General features: G+C 36.5%; 17 protein-coding genes. 12 read left to right on the top strand and 5 right to left on the bottom strand.

Annotation, left to right across the window (positions count from 1 at the left end; all coding sequences use genetic code 11):
* Nucleotides 1–43: 43 nt before the first annotated feature.
* On the top strand, nt 44–214 hold the full coding sequence (locus CW736_RS14160) for a hypothetical protein (protein WP_157810962.1): 171 nt from the start codon (nt 44–46) through the stop codon (nt 212–214).
* A gap of 67 nt (nt 215–281) precedes the next feature.
* Here the strand turns inward: CW736_RS14160 and CW736_RS12340 are convergent, their stop codons facing one another.
* From CW736_RS12340 to rlmH, 3 genes are all read right to left on the bottom strand, one after another.
* Nucleotides 282–683, bottom strand: coding sequence for a thiol-disulfide oxidoreductase DCC family protein (locus CW736_RS12340; RefSeq protein WP_101014534.1), 402 nt, complete (start codon nt 681–683; stop codon nt 282–284).
* Between the two features lie 201 nt (nt 684–884).
* On the bottom strand, nt 885–3062 hold the full coding sequence (locus tag CW736_RS12335; protein WP_101014531.1) for an endonuclease MutS2: 2178 nt from the start codon (nt 3060–3062) through the stop codon (nt 885–887).
* A 334-nt stretch (nt 3063–3396) separates the two neighbouring features.
* On the bottom strand, nt 3397–3870 hold the full coding sequence (gene rlmH, locus CW736_RS12330; RefSeq protein ID WP_101014529.1) for a 23S rRNA (pseudouridine(1915)-N(3))-methyltransferase RlmH: 474 nt from the start codon (nt 3868–3870) through the stop codon (nt 3397–3399).
* A gap of 369 nt (nt 3871–4239) precedes the next feature.
* On the opposite strand from rlmH, the gene nadC reads away from it, so the two are divergent.
* The 4 genes from nadC (at nt 4240) to CW736_RS12310 (ending at nt 7113) form a co-directional block, all read left to right on the top strand.
* Nucleotides 4240–5106 (top strand): carboxylating nicotinate-nucleotide diphosphorylase, encoded by an 867-nt coding sequence (gene nadC / locus CW736_RS12325; protein ID WP_101014527.1) that lies wholly within the window; start codon nt 4240–4242, stop codon nt 5104–5106.
* Nucleotides 5099–6031: a YihY/virulence factor BrkB family protein gene (locus CW736_RS12320; protein ID WP_101014525.1), complete on the top strand. Its 933-nt coding sequence runs from the start codon at nt 5099–5101 to the stop codon at nt 6029–6031. Before nadC ends, CW736_RS12320 begins: the two co-directional genes overlap by 8 nt.
* Nucleotides 6032–6061: 30 nt before the next feature.
* Nucleotides 6062–6625 (top strand): chalcone isomerase family protein, encoded by a 564-nt coding sequence (locus tag CW736_RS12315; RefSeq protein WP_101014523.1) that lies wholly within the window; start codon nt 6062–6064, stop codon nt 6623–6625.
* 62 nt (nt 6626–6687) lie between these two features.
* Entirely contained in the window at nt 6688–7113 is a 426-nt protein-coding gene (locus CW736_RS12310; protein ID WP_101014521.1) for a DUF2147 domain-containing protein, read from the top strand.
* A gap of 34 nt (nt 7114–7147) precedes the next feature.
* Here the strand turns inward: CW736_RS12310 and CW736_RS14155 are convergent, their stop codons facing one another.
* Together CW736_RS14155 and CW736_RS12305 are read right to left on the bottom strand one after the other, a co-directional pair.
* Entirely contained in the window at nt 7148–7315 is a 168-nt protein-coding gene (locus tag CW736_RS14155; RefSeq protein ID WP_157810961.1) for a hypothetical protein, read from the bottom strand.
* Nucleotides 7316–7483: 168 nt separating this feature from the next.
* A complete protein-coding gene (locus CW736_RS12305; protein ID WP_101014519.1) occupies nt 7484–7939 on the bottom strand; it encodes a tRNA (cytidine(34)-2'-O)-methyltransferase in 456 nt (151 codons plus the stop codon).
* Between the two features lie 428 nt (nt 7940–8367).
* Between CW736_RS12305 and CW736_RS12300 the strand changes: the two genes are divergently transcribed.
* The 7 genes from CW736_RS12300 (at nt 8368) to CW736_RS12270 (ending at nt 15439) form a co-directional block, all read left to right on the top strand.
* Nucleotides 8368–9426: an NAD(P)-dependent alcohol dehydrogenase gene (locus CW736_RS12300; protein ID WP_101014515.1), complete on the top strand. Its 1059-nt coding sequence runs from the start codon at nt 8368–8370 to the stop codon at nt 9424–9426.
* Between the two features lie 121 nt (nt 9427–9547).
* The gene (lpxD, locus tag CW736_RS12295) at nt 9548–10537 is read left to right on the top strand and encodes a UDP-3-O-(3-hydroxymyristoyl)glucosamine N-acyltransferase (RefSeq protein ID WP_101014512.1); all 990 of its coding nucleotides are present in this window, start codon (nt 9548–9550) and stop codon (nt 10535–10537) included.
* A 551-nt stretch (nt 10538–11088) separates the two neighbouring features.
* Nucleotides 11089–11544 (top strand): KTSC domain-containing protein, encoded by a 456-nt coding sequence (locus tag CW736_RS12290; RefSeq protein WP_101014509.1) that lies wholly within the window; start codon nt 11089–11091, stop codon nt 11542–11544.
* Between the two features lie 354 nt (nt 11545–11898).
* Nucleotides 11899–12093 (top strand): cold-shock protein, encoded by a 195-nt coding sequence (locus CW736_RS12285; protein WP_015363839.1) that lies wholly within the window; start codon nt 11899–11901, stop codon nt 12091–12093.
* A gap of 124 nt (nt 12094–12217) precedes the next feature.
* On the top strand, nt 12218–13138 hold the full coding sequence (locus CW736_RS12280; protein WP_101014506.1) for an EamA family transporter: 921 nt from the start codon (nt 12218–12220) through the stop codon (nt 13136–13138).
* Nucleotides 13139–13375: 237 nt separating this feature from the next.
* Entirely contained in the window at nt 13376–14926 is a 1551-nt protein-coding gene (locus CW736_RS12275) for an SDR family NAD(P)-dependent oxidoreductase (RefSeq protein WP_410503948.1), read from the top strand.
* An 84-nt stretch (nt 14927–15010) separates the two neighbouring features.
* Entirely contained in the window at nt 15011–15439 is a 429-nt protein-coding gene (locus CW736_RS12270; RefSeq protein WP_101014504.1) for a PepSY-like domain-containing protein, read from the top strand.
* The last annotated feature ends 31 nt before the right edge of the window (nt 15440–15470 follow it).

Here is a 15470-nt window from a genome sequence, read left to right as displayed (position 1 = left end):
AAAGCCTTCTCGGTTATTATCGAGAAGGCTTTATTTTTGGAGCATGAATAAAAAAGGTTCTATTTATTTGATCGCTTTAGGGAGTATTATTGTTTTGGCAGGGGTAGTCATGTTCCTAACAGATGTGGTAGGTGCTAAAGGGATGATTCTTATTGGTTTTTTTACGGAGCTTACTGGTGTATACTTTTACTGGCAAAACAAGAAAACAAAGTAAGTAGAGTAGAAAGGCTATGTAAGCGTTTTAAAGCTACTGTTTAGATTTATTAACTCCTGTATAAGAGTTATAAAAATTTAGATTTCAATTCTGGTGTAGGAATCATACAGCTTTCTTTTTTACCAAACCATTTGTAGCGGTTCCTCGCTATAAAATCATAGACAGCATCTGAGATAAAGCTAGGGATAATGACCAAAGAGTAGAGTAGTGGCCACAATCCAGTCAAGTGTTTTGAGATGCGTAATGCAGCTCCCGCTTTCGCGAAAGCGGAACCTCCACTAATCAATACGATAGAATCTATTTTAGAAGAATCAATGTGATGCTTAGAGAGCAACTCCTTACCCGCATCACTTTCCAATGGAGCAAATTTAAATCGGTTGTTTTTATCGCGCTTTATAATGAATAGAATCGCAGCATTGCACAAATTGCAGACACCGTCAAATAATACTATGTCCTGACTTTGTTTCATTTATATGGCGGTATATTCAAATATACAAGTTACTCATAAAAGTGCATTTGCGAGCTTCTAAATCTATAAGATCTTAAGGTTCATCAATTCCTCAAAAATATAACAAATCTTAGATGCAGAAAAAACACACTACTATTCAACTTGTTTTTTAAAGGTCTCTATCACGTTTTGATTCTTGTGCCTAAGTATAGGTGTTTTATCCTATTTCCCTACTTTTTCTAATTGTTCTATAGGAGCAATAGTGGTGAAAAAGCCATAGTTAATAGTCACCTTCCCTTTTTCAATACTATCAATAGTACCTACCGATTTTGAATCGGCCAGTCGCACTTTGTCATTTATTTTAAGAGCCACCTGAGGTTTTTTATCTTCTTCCTTAACCAGAGACACTTTAGCTTTAATTTTTTCAGTTCTAATTTCTTGAACTTTTTGAATCACCTCTTGTTCCACCTGTTTTTGCTTTCCTTTTTGTTGTTTTACAACTTTAGGAGCTTCATTCTTTTTAACGGGTTGGCGTTTTACGTTTTCTGTGATGACCAGCTTCATTAGTTCATCAAGCAACAACTTTTTCTTTTTATTGTTTTCAAAATTTGTTGCTAGGCTATCAAATTTCTTACCCAACTGTATAAATCGCTGGTAACCGTCATAGAGTTCTTGAAAATCTTGCAATTTTTGATGAACGCGTTCTTGGGTATCTTCTAGCTTAGTTGCTCGCTGTGTGGCTTTCACTTCTTTATCGCGCAAGCTGTCGTTATTACGTCTCAAATTAGAGCGTTCTTTCTGTAAAGCGGCAATAGACTTGTCAAAACGTATTTTGCCTCGTTCTACCTTTTTCTTTGCCTTATTGATTAAAGAATAAGGGATGCCGTTCTTTTGAGCTACTTCAAAAGTAAAAGAACTACCTGCTTCTCCTAACTGCAATTGATAAATCGGTTCTAGAGATCGAGAATCAAACAACATGTTGGCATTAGTCATTTCAGGAAACTCGTTTGCCAGCATCTTTAGATTGGTATAATGCGTGGTAATGATACCGTAGGATTTGCGCTCGTAGAGTTCTTCCAGCATACTTTCTGCTAGCGCTCCACCTAATTCTGGGTCAGATCCTGTACCAAATTCATCAATTAAAAACAAGGTCTTATCATTAGCTGTTTTTAAAAAGCCACGCATGTTTTTCAATCGGTAACTATAGGTACTTAAATGATTATCAATACTTTGATTATCCCCAATATCGGTCAATACATGATCAAAAACACAAATTCGGCTCTTTTCATGAACGGGAATCAGCATTCCTGTTTGTATCATTAATTGAAGCAATCCGATCGTTTTTAAGGTGATGGATTTACCACCTGCGTTAGGTCCAGAAATAACAATAATCCTGTTTTCTGGAGCCAGTCGTATGGTTTGTGGGTATGTTTTTTCTCCTCGTTCATTGTTGGCGACCCATAATAATGGATGGTAGGCATCTACCAATTCCAATTCTTGGTGTTCTACCATCATAGGCAAGCAGCCATTGATCTTACGAGCGTATTTTGCTTTTGCAGCAATCACATCTGTATGAGTAAGATATTCCCTGTATTCTTTAAACTCTGGAATAAACGAACGTAGAAAATCGGTTAATTCTTTAAGAATTCTCTGAATTTCCTCCAGTTCTTCTATTTCTAATTCGGAGAGCTTTCGCGAAAGTATCAACACGCGCTCTGGTTCAATGTAGGAAATGCTCCCTGTTCTAGAGCTTCCCATCATTTTACCTTTCACCTTGCGTCGGTACATGGCTTTTACAGCAAGAACACGGCGGTTTTCTACCACACTTTCTTTAATCTCATCCAGATAATCCAATTGTCCATAATGACTTAGCGCTTGACCAAAGCTACCATTGAGCTGGCCTCTAACCGCATTCATCTCACGTCTCAGGTTTCTCAAATGTGGAGAAGCATCATCTTTGATTTCCCCAAATCGGTCCATAACCAAATCTACTTGAGTAGGAATGATTTCATTGAAAACGATATGTTGGAGTCGTTTGAATAATTGAGGGAAATATTCTTGTAGTTTTTTAAAAAACTTGATGTGTTCATTAACGGTACGTGGTAATATCGTTAGTTTCCTGATGCTATCTTTATCTAAAGTGCTGTTTTCAATTCCCAGCAACTGAAGCTCTTTTTCTATAACGTCAAAACCGTGATTAGGAATTCTATGTTCGCTAGAAAACGACCAAAGGTACTCGTTGGTATAAGCTAATTCTCGATCTATTAAAAACCTCGTGGTCAGTGGTTCTAAGGCGTTGATAGCAGATTTTCCATCCTCGGTAATACAATATGCGCTTGCTTGAGCCAGTACTACGTCGAATTCTAAATCCTGAATCGTTTTTGTTGAAATGTTTTTCATATAAGTTGTACAAAAATAAGCTAGGTAGAAGTGGATACTGGTGCATTTTACAAGAAATTAAGGAAAGAGTTTAAAAAAAGCGAAATACCGTTTTGATAATTTAAAGATGTGGTAATTTGATGCTTTTGAATCTAATCGATAAGAGTGATGATGTATAAAATCAGGCCTAGTCAGAAACGTTCCTGAGGTGCTTGAAATACGGTATATGAGAAATGATTCTATGGCGTTGGGTGAGATAATAAATAAGAATACGGTATAGAGATCAATTTGCGCAAGATGTAAAGGCCATGATACATGATGGAACAGGCACAAGGAAGACCAGCTTTATACCAATCTACTCATGATGATAGGGTTCATTTTTCAATATGGTAAAAGCCCTATACACTTGTTCTACAGCAAATAAGCGTACCATTTGATGAGAGAAAGTCATGTCGCTAAGAGACAGTTTAGAATTAGACCTCGCATATACCTCTGGAGAAAATCCATAGGGACCACCTATGACAAAAACCAATCGCTTTAATCCAGAAACACTTCTTTTATTGATCAACTCTGCAAACTGCAGGCTGCTGTATTTCTTGCCTTTCTCGTCGAGTAAAGTGATAAAATCACTTTTTTCTAGCTTGTTAAGAATGAGTTTGCCTTCTTCATTTTTTTGCTGTTCTTCACTGAGATTCTTTGTTTTCTTAAGATCAGGAATGATTTCTAACTCAAAATTAATGTAGTGCTGTAAGCGATCTACATACATTTGAGTGAGTTGTTCCATACGAGAATCGTCTGTTTTACCAACGGCTAGAAGTGTGATTTTCATGTCGCAAAGTTATGGTATTTACAATTTCCATCTTCAAAAAACTCAAAGTATAGCAGGGAGTAGAACCACTTAGTAATGTCATATAGTGATTTTGGCAACAACTTCCAGGTCGTCTTTTTAGGGAAGACGAATCAGCTTTAGTTCTCTTTTTTTCATTAGGTCTCCCGTAATTTTTATATCAACAGCAGTCATTCTATTTACATGCCGTTCCAATCAGGTACAAGTTCCAAGAAAAACCATATTATTCCTAGCTCGACGGCGAGTAGTATTCATAGGTGTGAGAAAAGCCTTTATAAATACTTAGAATGCAAGCTTCGTTCTCTCTTCATAATAGAGGAAATCCGTATTTTTGAGGAGAAAAGATATATAATGGATTACAATTCTAAAGAGGCTCAGGAAGAAATCACCCGTATTATTAAAAATGCGTTGCGAGAAGACGTAGGTGATGGAGATCATAGTAGTTTGTCTTGCATACCTGATACAGCCATTGGTAAAGCGCGATTGCTTGTTAAGGACGATGGAATTTTAGCAGGTGTCGCTTTCGCGAAAGCGGTATTTCACGAAGTAGACCCCACATTACAGATCGATGTGAGAATAGAAGATGGAAGTCCTGTAAAATATGGGGACGAAGCATTCTATGTCACAGGTTCTTCACAATCTATTTTAAAAGCAGAGCGTCTGGCACTCAACGCAATGCAGCGTATGAGTGCTATTGCTACAAAAACTAAAAACTTTGTCGATGTGTTAGAAGGTACTAAAACCCAAATTCTAGATACAAGAAAAACCACACCAGGAATGCGTATGCTCGAAAAATGGGCTGTAGTTATAGGTGGTGGTGTGAATCATCGATTTGGTTTATACGATGTCATCATGCTGAAGGATAATCATATTGATTTTGCTGGTGGCGTTTCTAAAGCGATTCAAAAAACAAAACAATATTTAAAAGATACCAATCGCGACCTTAAAATAATTGTGGAAGCTCGAGATTTAGAAGAAATCAAGGAAATACTAACCAATCAAGGTGTTTATCGTATTCTAATTGATAATTTTAATTATGAAAATACTAGAAAGGCCGTGGCATTGATAGGGGATCAATGTCTTACGGAAAGCAGTGGTGGGATCACGCTAGACACCGCAAGAAAATATGCTGAATGTGGTGTAGATTTTATCTCAAGTGGAGCACTGACGCACAGCGTTTATAATTTAGATTTAAGCCTTAAGGCCGTACATGAGTAAATTTAAAAAAACAGTCGATCGCATACCTGTCATCTCTTGGTTTGTAGCTCTCATTGACAAATGGAAGTTACCAGGTTTTGAGGGAATGACTGTATGGGATTTATGGGAAACTTATTCTGTAGGAATTGTTCAAGGAGCGTTTTCTGCACGAGCCAGTTCCATCTCTTATAGCTTTTTCATGGCTATATTTCCGTTTATTCTCTTTATCCTGAACTTGATACCTTTTATTCAAATTGATAATTTTCAAGAGGAAATCTTACTTTTTGTAAATGATTTATTGCCTGCACAAGCTGCCGGAGCCTTTGATAATATATTTACAGAAATTGCATTACAAGAAAACACAGGACTTTTAACCATAGCTTTTTTCACTTCATTATTTTTAATGGCTAATGGAATAAATGCTATATTCAATGGTTTTGAACGCAGTTACCATTCTGAATTGAATCGTGGCTTTTTCAGACAGTATTTTGTCGCCATAGCGGTATCTGTTATGTTGGTAGTTTTTCTTTTTTTAGGGGTAGTTCTAGCAGGGGTAGTAGAATACTGGATAGCAGCGCTTAGAGCACGAGATTTTATGACTCAAGATTCCATGGAAGCATGGTTGAAACTCTTCAGGTATGTCACCTTAATATTCATGTTGTTTATGTTTGTTTGTACCTTGTATTACACAGGTACTAAAGAGGGAAGAACGACTCGGTTTTTATCGGTAGGGGCGTTGTTAACTACCGTATTAATCATCTTATTTTCTTATCTTTATGGAGTCTATATTGATAACTTTGCCTCCTATAACGAGATTTATGGTTCTATAGGTGCTTTGCTTATTTTAATGGTCTACATATGGCTTAATGCTAACCTATTATTGCTGGGATTTGAATTAAATGCATCGCTTCGTGCTTTAAAGGCACGGAATTTGGAAACAGTGTAGTATATTTAGAAACTTAAAAAATCAAAAAAAATGAAAAAATTACTTTTAGCCGTTATGGCACTTTTGGGTACCTATACTGCAACTGGTCAAAAAACCATTGAAGGTGTAACTGTAGAGAAAAATCTTACCGTTGCCGGACAAAAACTAGAATTGAATGGAGCAGGTTTGAGAGAAAAGCTCTGGTTTGATCTCTACGTAGGAGCTCTATATGTGACTACAAAATCTAGTGACGGCAATACACTTGTAGATGCCGATCAGGCCATGGCGATCACTTTAGATATTACTGATGAAGTAGTCACTCAAGAAAAAATGAAGTCATCAGTAGAAGATGGATTTGGTGATAGCTGTACGACTAAGGAGCGCAAGGCTATACAATCTGAAATCAATGAATTTATAAGTTTCTTCAGTGAAGCTATTGTAGAAGGAGATCATTTTGAAATCGCTTATGTGCCTGGACAAGGAACTTTAGTTTCTAAAAACGCTAAGTATATTGGAACGATAAAAGGTCTAAAATTTAAAAGAGGATTATTCGGCATATGGCTCGGAAATGACCCTGTGGATGAAGACCTTAAAGAAGGAATGTTAAATCAATAATTCTTTAATTTATTAGAGTATAAAGCCCATGTCATTTGCATGGGCTTTTTAATTGATGCCAAATGAAATATTTAATTGCATTTTTAGTAGTGGTTTTAGCTTTCGCAAAAGCGAGCTCTCAAGAAGTCATAGGTACCTGGAAAACTATTGATGATGTAACAGGAATTGTGAAATCGCATGTAGAGATTTATAAAAGAGACGGAAAAATTTATGGTAAAGTTGCTCAGATTCTTGATAGGAACGCGCCGGCAAATCCTCTTTGTAAAAATTGCGATGGAGCATTTAAAAATGCCCCTATATTAGGATTGGAAATCATACAAGGATTAGAAAAAAAAGGAGGTGTCTACAAAGGCGGGGATATCTTAGATCCAGAAAACGGAAAAACATATACCTGTAAAATATGGCTTAATGAAAAAGATGCGAATCAACTAATGGTACGCGGTTACGTCGCCTTTTTCTATCGGACACAGACTTGGAAACGCTTGTAAATACGGCTGGGTTACCGAAATGTAATGTGCTTATTTACGACTTTGACAACTCTTTGTATGAAGCGTCTATAGTTTCCATTTGTAATTTTAAACGTTCTAAATCCTGTTCATTTGAAATCGACTCTTGAGCATCGTGAACCATTAGCGTTGCTTGATGTTGAATTACAAAATAATAAGACTGCTGGCGGGTTTTCCTTTTCATACCAAGATAAAAGAGTTGCAATAGTTTTTAAATGACTACTACATCTGCTTTGCAGTATTTCCGATAAGCAGCAAACACATCATTCATCAAGACATCAAGCTCTACCACTTTTAGTTTGATCAACACATATTCATTTTTAAAACCAGTCTCTTCAAAGAGCTGGTTTTCTTATGACCGCAACTGTCTCAAACCTTCATAAGTGATGACAGCAACAGCATTGGCTAAGTTGATACTGCGTATGTGTTCACTGTATTGAGGTATCTTGTATAAATCATTTTTAAATCGATCTGTGATATCGCTAGATAGACCTTTGGACTCTTTGCCAAAAACCAGCATGCCATCCTCCTCATAAGGAATTTCTGTATAGTCTTTAGTTCCATGACTGCTCAAAAAAGCCATTTTTCTACCCTTGTTCTTCTCAAAGAATTCTTCGGTGTTTTCATAAATGGAAAGTTCGATATGCTGCCAGTAATCCAGTCCAGCTCTTTTTAAACGTTTATCAGTCAATTCAAATCCGAAGGGTTTTACCAAATGTAAATGAGAAGCAGTGGCCAGACTTAGACGGCCTATGTTTCCTGTATTGGTGTGAATTTCTGGTTCGATGAGAACAATATGCAAAGACATAGAATATTTTTAAAAGACAAAGATAGGAGTAAAGAGGTTGATGAAAGTTCCGCTTTCGCGAAAGCGAGAGAATTATTAAAATTTTAGATACCTATAAGACTGCTTTAACTCATAATTAACCCCAACAAGCTTTATAGATGAGTACTTTTATAAAAAATAAACAATGGCTGTTTTAGATCATCTTAAGCGTTGGATACTATAAAGAAACAGCAGAACAGGATCTGATCGCTGAAAAAGCAGATTTAGTAGCTTTCGGAAGACCATTTATTGTAAATCAGTACCTTGTAGAGCGATTCTCTAAAGATACCAAATGGAACGAACCTGATGCCGCTCTTTTTTATACTTCTGATAAAAAAGGTTATCTAGATGATCAATGCTTGAAAAAAAACGGTCTTAATAAAATATACCAACAACCCAAAAATAAAAGAATGCAAAAAATAAAAGCTTACGGTGCTATTAATAAAGACGCCGATTTAAAAGAAATGACTATAACACGTCGCGATCTAAATGATAATGATGTTAAAATTGATATTCTTTATTGTGGTGTATGTCACAGTGATATCCATGCAAAAAATAACGATTGGGGAAATGCAAAATATCCTATCGTTCCAGGACATGAGATCATAGGAAAAGTGTTAGAAGTAGGGGGTAAAGTCTCTAATTATAAAGAAGGAGATCTTGTTGGGGTAGGCTGTATGGTAGACTCTTGTCAGACTTGCAGTGCTTGTCAAGATGATTTAGAGCAATTTTGTGAAAACGGAATGACGGGTACTTATAATGGAAAAGACCGCATAGGTGGATCAGGAAGTGATCATACCTTTGGAGGTTACTCGACCAGTATTACGGTAAGAGAAGACTTTGTTTTAACCATCCCTGAGAATTTAGATGCTAAAGCTGCTGCACCCTTATTATGTGCAGGAATCACTACTTTCTCTCCTTTAAACCATTGGAAAATTAAAAAAGGTGATAAAGTAGGTGTCGTAGGTCTGGGTGGATTAGGTCATATGGGAATTAAATTTGCCGCAGCAATGGGAGCAGAAACCATAATGATTACCACTTCTCCGAGTAAAGCAGAAGACGCAAAAAGACTTGGAGCTAATGGGGTGCTTATTTCAAAGAACGCTGAGGAAATGAAAGAACATCAAGGTTCTTTTGATTTTATCTTGAATACAGTTCCTGTAAAGCACGATATCAATCCTTATTTAAGTTTATTAAAAAGAGATTCTACTATGTGTATGGTAGGAGCTATTGAGCCTTTAGAGCCTATGCACGGTGGAAGCTTGATTTTAGGAAGGAAAAGAGTAGCAGGATCCTTAATAGGCGGAATCAAAGAAACACAAGAGATGTTGGACTTTTGCGGTGAAAACAATATTGTTTGTGATGTAGAAATGATCAATATCGACGAGATCAATAAGGCGTATAAAAAAGTACAGGACAATGATGTTAAATACCGTTTTGTAATAGACATGAAATCTTTAAAAGACTAATTCATTTATTGATTCTTAAAAAAGACCGTTTGTAAAACGGTCTTTTTTTATGCTTCGGGAACAACAGTTTTTTTTGTTACTCGAGATATAGTAGTTTTACCACTTAACAATTTCCTTATTTATGCACTCATTTACTGTACAACAAATCAACGATATTCTCCAAGGCGAATTGGTCGGAAACACTACACATACGATTACTGGAGTAGAAGAAATAAGAAATGCTTCTCCTACTGATCTTACATTTATTGGTAATAAAAAGTATGCAAAATTTTGGGTAGACTCTAAGGCTTCAGTAGCGATTATCAATGATACTATTGTTTTAGAGCCGGGTAGTAACCGCGCTTTTATAAAAGTAAAAAATGCAGATCTTGCTATGGCGATGCTATTAGAAGCTTTTCAGCCACCAGCACCTGTTTTTGATACGGCGATCCACCCTACAGCGGTTATTCATGAAACAGCCCGTATAGGGGATGGTGTTCAAATAGGCGCTCATTGTTACATAGGTAAAAATGTTGTTTTAGGGGATGGAGTTATTTTGTATCATAACGTCAGTGTATTTGATGATACTACCATAGGGGCTCAAACTATCGCTTGGTCAGGAACAGTTATACGAGAACGCTCTCAAATAGGAGCACAGTGTATTTTTCACAATAATGTGAGTATAGGTGCAGACGGTTTCGGGTATCGCCCAGCCGATGATGGTCGTGGACTGGTTAAAATACCGCATATAGGAAATGTGGTCATAGGAAATGGTGTAGAGATAGGAGCAAACTCCTGTGTAGATCGTGCCAAATTCAATTCTACTATTATAGGAGATGGCTGTAAGATCGATAATCTGGTGCAAATAGCACACAATTGTATTATGGGAAGATCTTGTATCATGGCAGGTCATAGTGGTCTGGCAGGATCAGTAACTTTAGGCGATGGCGTAATCATAGGGGGTAGTGCAAGTATCAAGGATCATACAACTATTGGTTCTGGAGCCACAGTGGGGGCAGGAAGTGGTGTCTTGAATGATGTAAAAGAAGGTCAGACCGTATTAGGTTATCCAGCAGCCGACTCCAGAAATATGCTCAAGCAATGGGTGGCTTTACGTAGGTTAGCTAAATAAATAATTCTGTTGGGTTTAACATTTATTCCTTTAGAATTAAGGAATACTTGATGTTTATCTTGATAGATTATCAATGTTTTTAAAGTGTAAGTGGGTTGTTTTTAAATCTGTCCTGAAGGTATTTTTATAGTTTTTAAAACGTTTAAGGCTATTTTGTAAGTTAGTTCTGAGTCGCTAGAGGTTAGATTAAGTAAACGTATTTGATTTTGCGTGTACTGTTATTAGGGAAGTAAAGGGGAGCAAAAGTATCGCTAGAACCCTCTTGTGTTCCTTATAAATAAGTAACTAGAGCAATTCTGTATCTCTGGGAGAACGACTTAGGTTTTTCACTAGTTACTCATTTCATAGCGATAATTACAACTGTAGCTTCTTAGATAATTTCACTCGTTTGTGATTTGGTGTCACAGGGGATTGTTTCACTCCTTTTGTGATAAAACCTTCTGAAAATCAGCTGGATCCTTACTTAATAAATTATTGATAAGGCCTTTCATATTTTAACATTTGTTCCCTTATAAATGATGTACTTTTGCGCCGCCTTAAAAAGGGAGCACATGAAGCGTATCAATCAGTACAAAAAGATGTTCAACGTAGAGAAAGACATCGATCTTAAAGAATTAAAGAAAAGTTACCGCAATTTGGTAAAAGAATGGCATCCGGATAAATTCCAAGAAGGGGATAATAAAAAGGAAGAAGCTGAGGTAATGAGTCGTGAAATCATAGATGGTTACCACTTTCTAGTAAGTATTGCTCCAGAAACGAAGGAAGCAAATATGGATGAGTATACAGAAACTATTTCCAATACAGGAATTCAAGACTTTGATCATAAGGGTCGTGTATTAGAGGTGGTTTTTACGGATGGCTCTACTTATGAGTATTTTGGGGTAGATGTAAAGCTGTTTAAGAAATTAATCAATGCAGATAATCGTTATCGATTTGCAAAACGCAACATCTTCAACAACTTCTTATATCGCAAATCAAAAAAGGATTTAGATTTACAGAAAGCATAGTTCCTCATTTTAAAGATATATAAAAAGCCATTTCAGTTGTGAAATGGCTTTTATTGTTTACGTAGTTTAAAGCCTTGCAACAATTCATTGTAAAATTAAGACTAACAGTCATTTACAGATTTATTTACCGTTTTATATAAAGTTTTATAGGAATTCAGTGTTGTTTTATTTCTAATTGAAATAAAATGATTACTTTTGCATAATGATTGGAGTTTATGATCATAAAATTTAGTAGGATTTCTTATTTATTTTTTATCATTTTTTCTGGTTATAACGAGCTTTTTCATGGTGAATACTCTTGTGTAGAGGCTTTTCAAACTAAATAAGAAGTATTATTAATTTAAATTATTACAGATGAGTACAGGTACAGTAAAATTTTTCAATGACGCAAAAGGATTTGGATTTATTACAGAAGAAGGATCAGGTCAGGAACATTTTGCACACGTAACAGGTTTAATCGACGAGATCCGTGAAGGTGACAAAGTTGAATTCGAACTTAAAGAAGGAAAAAAAGGTTTAAATGCCGTTAATGTTAGAGTAATCGACTAATTCGATTCTTTAAATTTCTTACAGAGCCCATCTAATTTAGATGGGCTTTTTTTATGTCTTGTGATACGTATTATTTATAGCAATTAAGATTTTTCAAACTCTTTATTCTGCTAGATTTGCATCCATGAATAGAAACACCTTACTCATTGTATTGGCCTTTTTCTCCATTTATGTATTTTGGGGTTCTACCTATCTTTGGAACAAGATGGCAGTTAGTGAGTTATCTCCATTTATGCTCGCCAGTATTCGCTTTACTTCGGCAGGAACTCTCATTTTTATCATCGCTAGGTCTTTAGGTTACAGCTTACGCATTACTAAAAAACAGCTGGGAAACTCTGTTCTAGCCGGTTTTCTATTTCTAGCCTATGGGAATGGAGTATTTGTTTGGGCGTTAAAATATGTGGACACTAGTTTTGCGGCTTTATTAGCGGCTTTACAACCATTGTTTATTCTACTCTTAATGAGAACTGTCCAGCGCAAGGCATTACAACCTAAGTCTATTATAGGAGTATTGCTAGGATTGTCTGGAATGTATATCCTAGTAAGTCAAAATGATATCACAACAAAAGAAGGAACAGTAACGGGAATCATAATGATTCTCACTTGTATTCTAAGTTGGAGTATAGGGAGCTTATTTGTTGCAAAGGCTGATGTTCCACAAAACTTTTTTGTTTCTACTGGCTATCAAATGATAGCTGCTGGTGTTATTCTTGCTATAGCAAGCTTATGCTTTAATGAAGTCTGGGTATCTCCTTTAGATTGGAGCACCGATGCATATCTGGCACTGACTTGTTTAATTTTGTTTGGGAGTATAGCAGCATTTACTTCTTTTAATTTTTTGCTTAAGAAAATTTCTACAGAAAAAGTGGCGACCTCTTCTTATGTAAATCCTGTCATTGCGATGCTTTTGGGTTGGTATTTTTTAGAAGAAAAAATAACTTCTCAATCCATGATTGCTGCGGCAGTAATGTTAACAGGGGTCTATTTTATCAATAGTCGCAAACGAGATAAAAAAGACATCAAGCCATCTCCCAAAAATAGATAGTCTTAAATCTAGAATTTTCTAGAGACTCCCTTAGCCCTACATAAAACCCGTGATAGTGATGTTCACATTATTCCGTGGAATTAGAGCTGTCTTTTTATCCATACTTATCTCGCTTTCGCGAAAGCGAAAACAAAACAAGCTTTCTCATAAAATAAATGCTTTTAGACCAATACTATTAAAAAATAGCCTGTCTAAATCATGCTTTTACCATTAAATTTGTGGCTTTAACATAAAACTATGATTGAGCCTAAAGACATGGATGTAAATAAGACTTCTTCACAAGAAATAGAGGCCTGTATCCAGACGCTTCATAAATTCATAGAGGACCCCAAACAAATCTTTGAACTGTCAGAAGAGCAGCGTGTTGCCTTAATGAAGGCGGCTGGAAAAATTTCTAGACCCACTCGAGAGGATTACAAGCGTTCTAAAAAAGACGCTAAAAAAGCGACCAGAAGAAAGCAAATAGAACGGGATAAACATGCTCGTAAAGAAACCGGGATAAGAAGCGCTCGAGAGGATGCTGTTTTTAAAGCCCCTAAATTACTCGCCGCAGCCGACCTGTCGCAAAAAGACCCTGGTGAACTTTCTTCACCTCGCAATTGTTATGTCTGTAAAACTCTGTTTACAAAACTGCACCACTTTTACGATCAGATGTGCACGGATTGTGGGGATTTTAATTATGCCAAACGTTTTCAAAATGCCAACGTAAAAAACCAAGTAGCTGTTATTACAGGCTCGCGTTTAAAAATAGGATATCACATTACCCTTATGTTATTGCGTGGAGGTGCTACGGTCATTGCTACCACTCGATTTCCGCATGATAGCGCATTGCGTTTCTCTCAAGAAGCGGATTTTAAAGAATGGGGACATCGATTACATGTTCACGGTTTGGATTTAAGACATATTCCCAGTGTAGAGATTTTTTGTAATTATATAGAACAAAAGTATGATCGTCTAGATATTTTGATCAACAATGCGGCGCAAACCGTTAGAAGACCTTCTGGATTTTACTCACATTTAATGCCTAATGAAGAATTGAGCTTTGAACAGTTACCAGTTTTTGCACAAGAAACATTGTCCGATCATTATACATGCCTTCAGGAACTCCAACAATTAACTCCAGGAGCCTCTTCTAACAAAAACATGCCAGTTACTTGGCATGGTCCAGAGCCTGGAATAGGATTGCGTGCTAGTGCTAAACTCTCTCAAATCCCCTATAGCTTTGATAAAGCACTGGTCACACAAGAAGTTTTTCCCGAAGGAAAACTCGATGCCGACTTACAACAAGTAGATCTTAGAAAAACAAATAGTTGGCGATTAAAACTGGGCGAGATAGAAACTACAGAGATGATAGAGGTCCAACTTGTAAATTCTGTTGCACCATTTGTACTCTGTAACCGCTTATCTGAAATTATGAAAAAGCATCCTACAGGACAGAAGCACATTATTAATGTCAGCGCGATGGAAGGGAAGTTCCATACGTTCCACAAGGAAGACCGTCATCCACATACCAATATGGCTAAAGCTGCCTTAAATATGCTAACACATACTGCTGCAGGAACACTTGCTAAAGATGGTATTTATATGAATGCTGTAGACACGGGATGGGTTACTGATGAAGATCCTGCGCAGCTTTCTAAACAAAAACAAGAAGTACACGATTTCCAGCCACCTCTAGATATTGTAGATGGTGCGGCTAGAGTAATGGACCCCTTATTTGACGGGATCAATACAGGTAAGCATTGGTGTGGAAAGTTCTTGAAGGATTACCGACCTATTAGTTGGTAATGTATATAAATACCTTATTGGATATATTAATATAGAATTGGGCAGCAGACGTCTTGTTAATTATTATCTTTAATAAAATTAAACATGAGACGGACTGCAAGTTTTTTATACCTTCTTTTTACTATAGCATTAGCGAGTTGTCAAAACAAATCCAACAACGAAGTTCCACAAGTTGTTCTTGATTCTTTTGAACTAAAATACCCAGGTGAAAATGATCCAGATTTTGAGCAAGATGTCCACGGATACTGGGAAGCTCATTTTAAAAAGGACGGAGAAAAATACCGAGCAGATTTTCATGCAGATGGTTCCTGGAGAGAAACAGAGAACTCTATAAAGGATAAGGAAATTCCTGAAGCGATTCAAAAAGCCATTCAAAGAGAATTCCCAGACATGAAAATAACAGAAGCAGAGCATGTGATCAGTGCCACTAAAGGGGAGTTTTACGATATAGAATTCAAGCAGAAAGGCAAGAATAAAGACGTCGAATATAGAAGAGACGGCTCTAAAGTCTAGAACTACTTATGTAACAAGCCTTTTGATTTCA

Source organism: Nonlabens sp. MB-3u-79, from assembly GCF_002831625.1.
Classification (GTDB): domain Bacteria; phylum Bacteroidota; class Bacteroidia; order Flavobacteriales; family Flavobacteriaceae; genus Nonlabens.
The sequence above is the reverse complement of the archived record's forward strand: the minus strand, read 5'-3'. Positions and strand labels throughout refer to the sequence as shown.

Excerpts from the sequence above, each read along its gene's own strand:
- CW736_RS14160 (WP_157810962.1), top strand. The coding sequence starts at position 44 with ATGAATAAAAAAGGTTCTATTTATTTGATCGCTTTAGGGAGTATTATT.
- CW736_RS12340 (WP_101014534.1), bottom strand. The coding sequence starts at position 683 with ATGAAACAAAGTCAGGACATAGTATTATTTGACGGTGTCTGCAATTTG.
- CW736_RS12335 (WP_101014531.1), bottom strand. The coding sequence starts at position 3,062 with ATGAAAAACATTTCAACAAAAACGATTCAGGATTTAGAATTCGACGTA.
- rlmH (WP_101014529.1), bottom strand. The coding sequence starts at position 3,870 with ATGAAAATCACACTTCTAGCCGTTGGTAAAACAGACGATTCTCGTATG.
- nadC (WP_101014527.1), top strand. The coding sequence starts at position 4,240 with ATGGATTACAATTCTAAAGAGGCTCAGGAAGAAATCACCCGTATTATT.
- CW736_RS12320 (WP_101014525.1), top strand. The coding sequence starts at position 5,099 with ATGAGTAAATTTAAAAAAACAGTCGATCGCATACCTGTCATCTCTTGG.
- CW736_RS12315 (WP_101014523.1), top strand. The coding sequence starts at position 6,062 with ATGAAAAAATTACTTTTAGCCGTTATGGCACTTTTGGGTACCTATACT.
- CW736_RS12310 (WP_101014521.1), top strand. The coding sequence starts at position 6,688 with ATGAAATATTTAATTGCATTTTTAGTAGTGGTTTTAGCTTTCGCAAAA.
- CW736_RS14155 (WP_157810961.1), bottom strand. The coding sequence starts at position 7,315 with ATGAAAAGGAAAACCCGCCAGCAGTCTTATTATTTTGTAATTCAACAT.
- CW736_RS12305 (WP_101014519.1), bottom strand. The coding sequence starts at position 7,939 with ATGTCTTTGCATATTGTTCTCATCGAACCAGAAATTCACACCAATACA.
- CW736_RS12300 (WP_101014515.1), top strand. The coding sequence starts at position 8,368 with ATGCAAAAAATAAAAGCTTACGGTGCTATTAATAAAGACGCCGATTTA.
- lpxD (WP_101014512.1), top strand. The coding sequence starts at position 9,548 with ATGCACTCATTTACTGTACAACAAATCAACGATATTCTCCAAGGCGAA.
- CW736_RS12290 (WP_101014509.1), top strand. The coding sequence starts at position 11,089 with ATGAAGCGTATCAATCAGTACAAAAAGATGTTCAACGTAGAGAAAGAC.
- CW736_RS12285 (WP_015363839.1), top strand. The coding sequence starts at position 11,899 with ATGAGTACAGGTACAGTAAAATTTTTCAATGACGCAAAAGGATTTGGA.
- CW736_RS12280 (WP_101014506.1), top strand. The coding sequence starts at position 12,218 with ATGAATAGAAACACCTTACTCATTGTATTGGCCTTTTTCTCCATTTAT.
- CW736_RS12275 (WP_410503948.1), top strand. The coding sequence starts at position 13,376 with ATGATTGAGCCTAAAGACATGGATGTAAATAAGACTTCTTCACAAGAA.
- CW736_RS12270 (WP_101014504.1), top strand. The coding sequence starts at position 15,011 with ATGAGACGGACTGCAAGTTTTTTATACCTTCTTTTTACTATAGCATTA.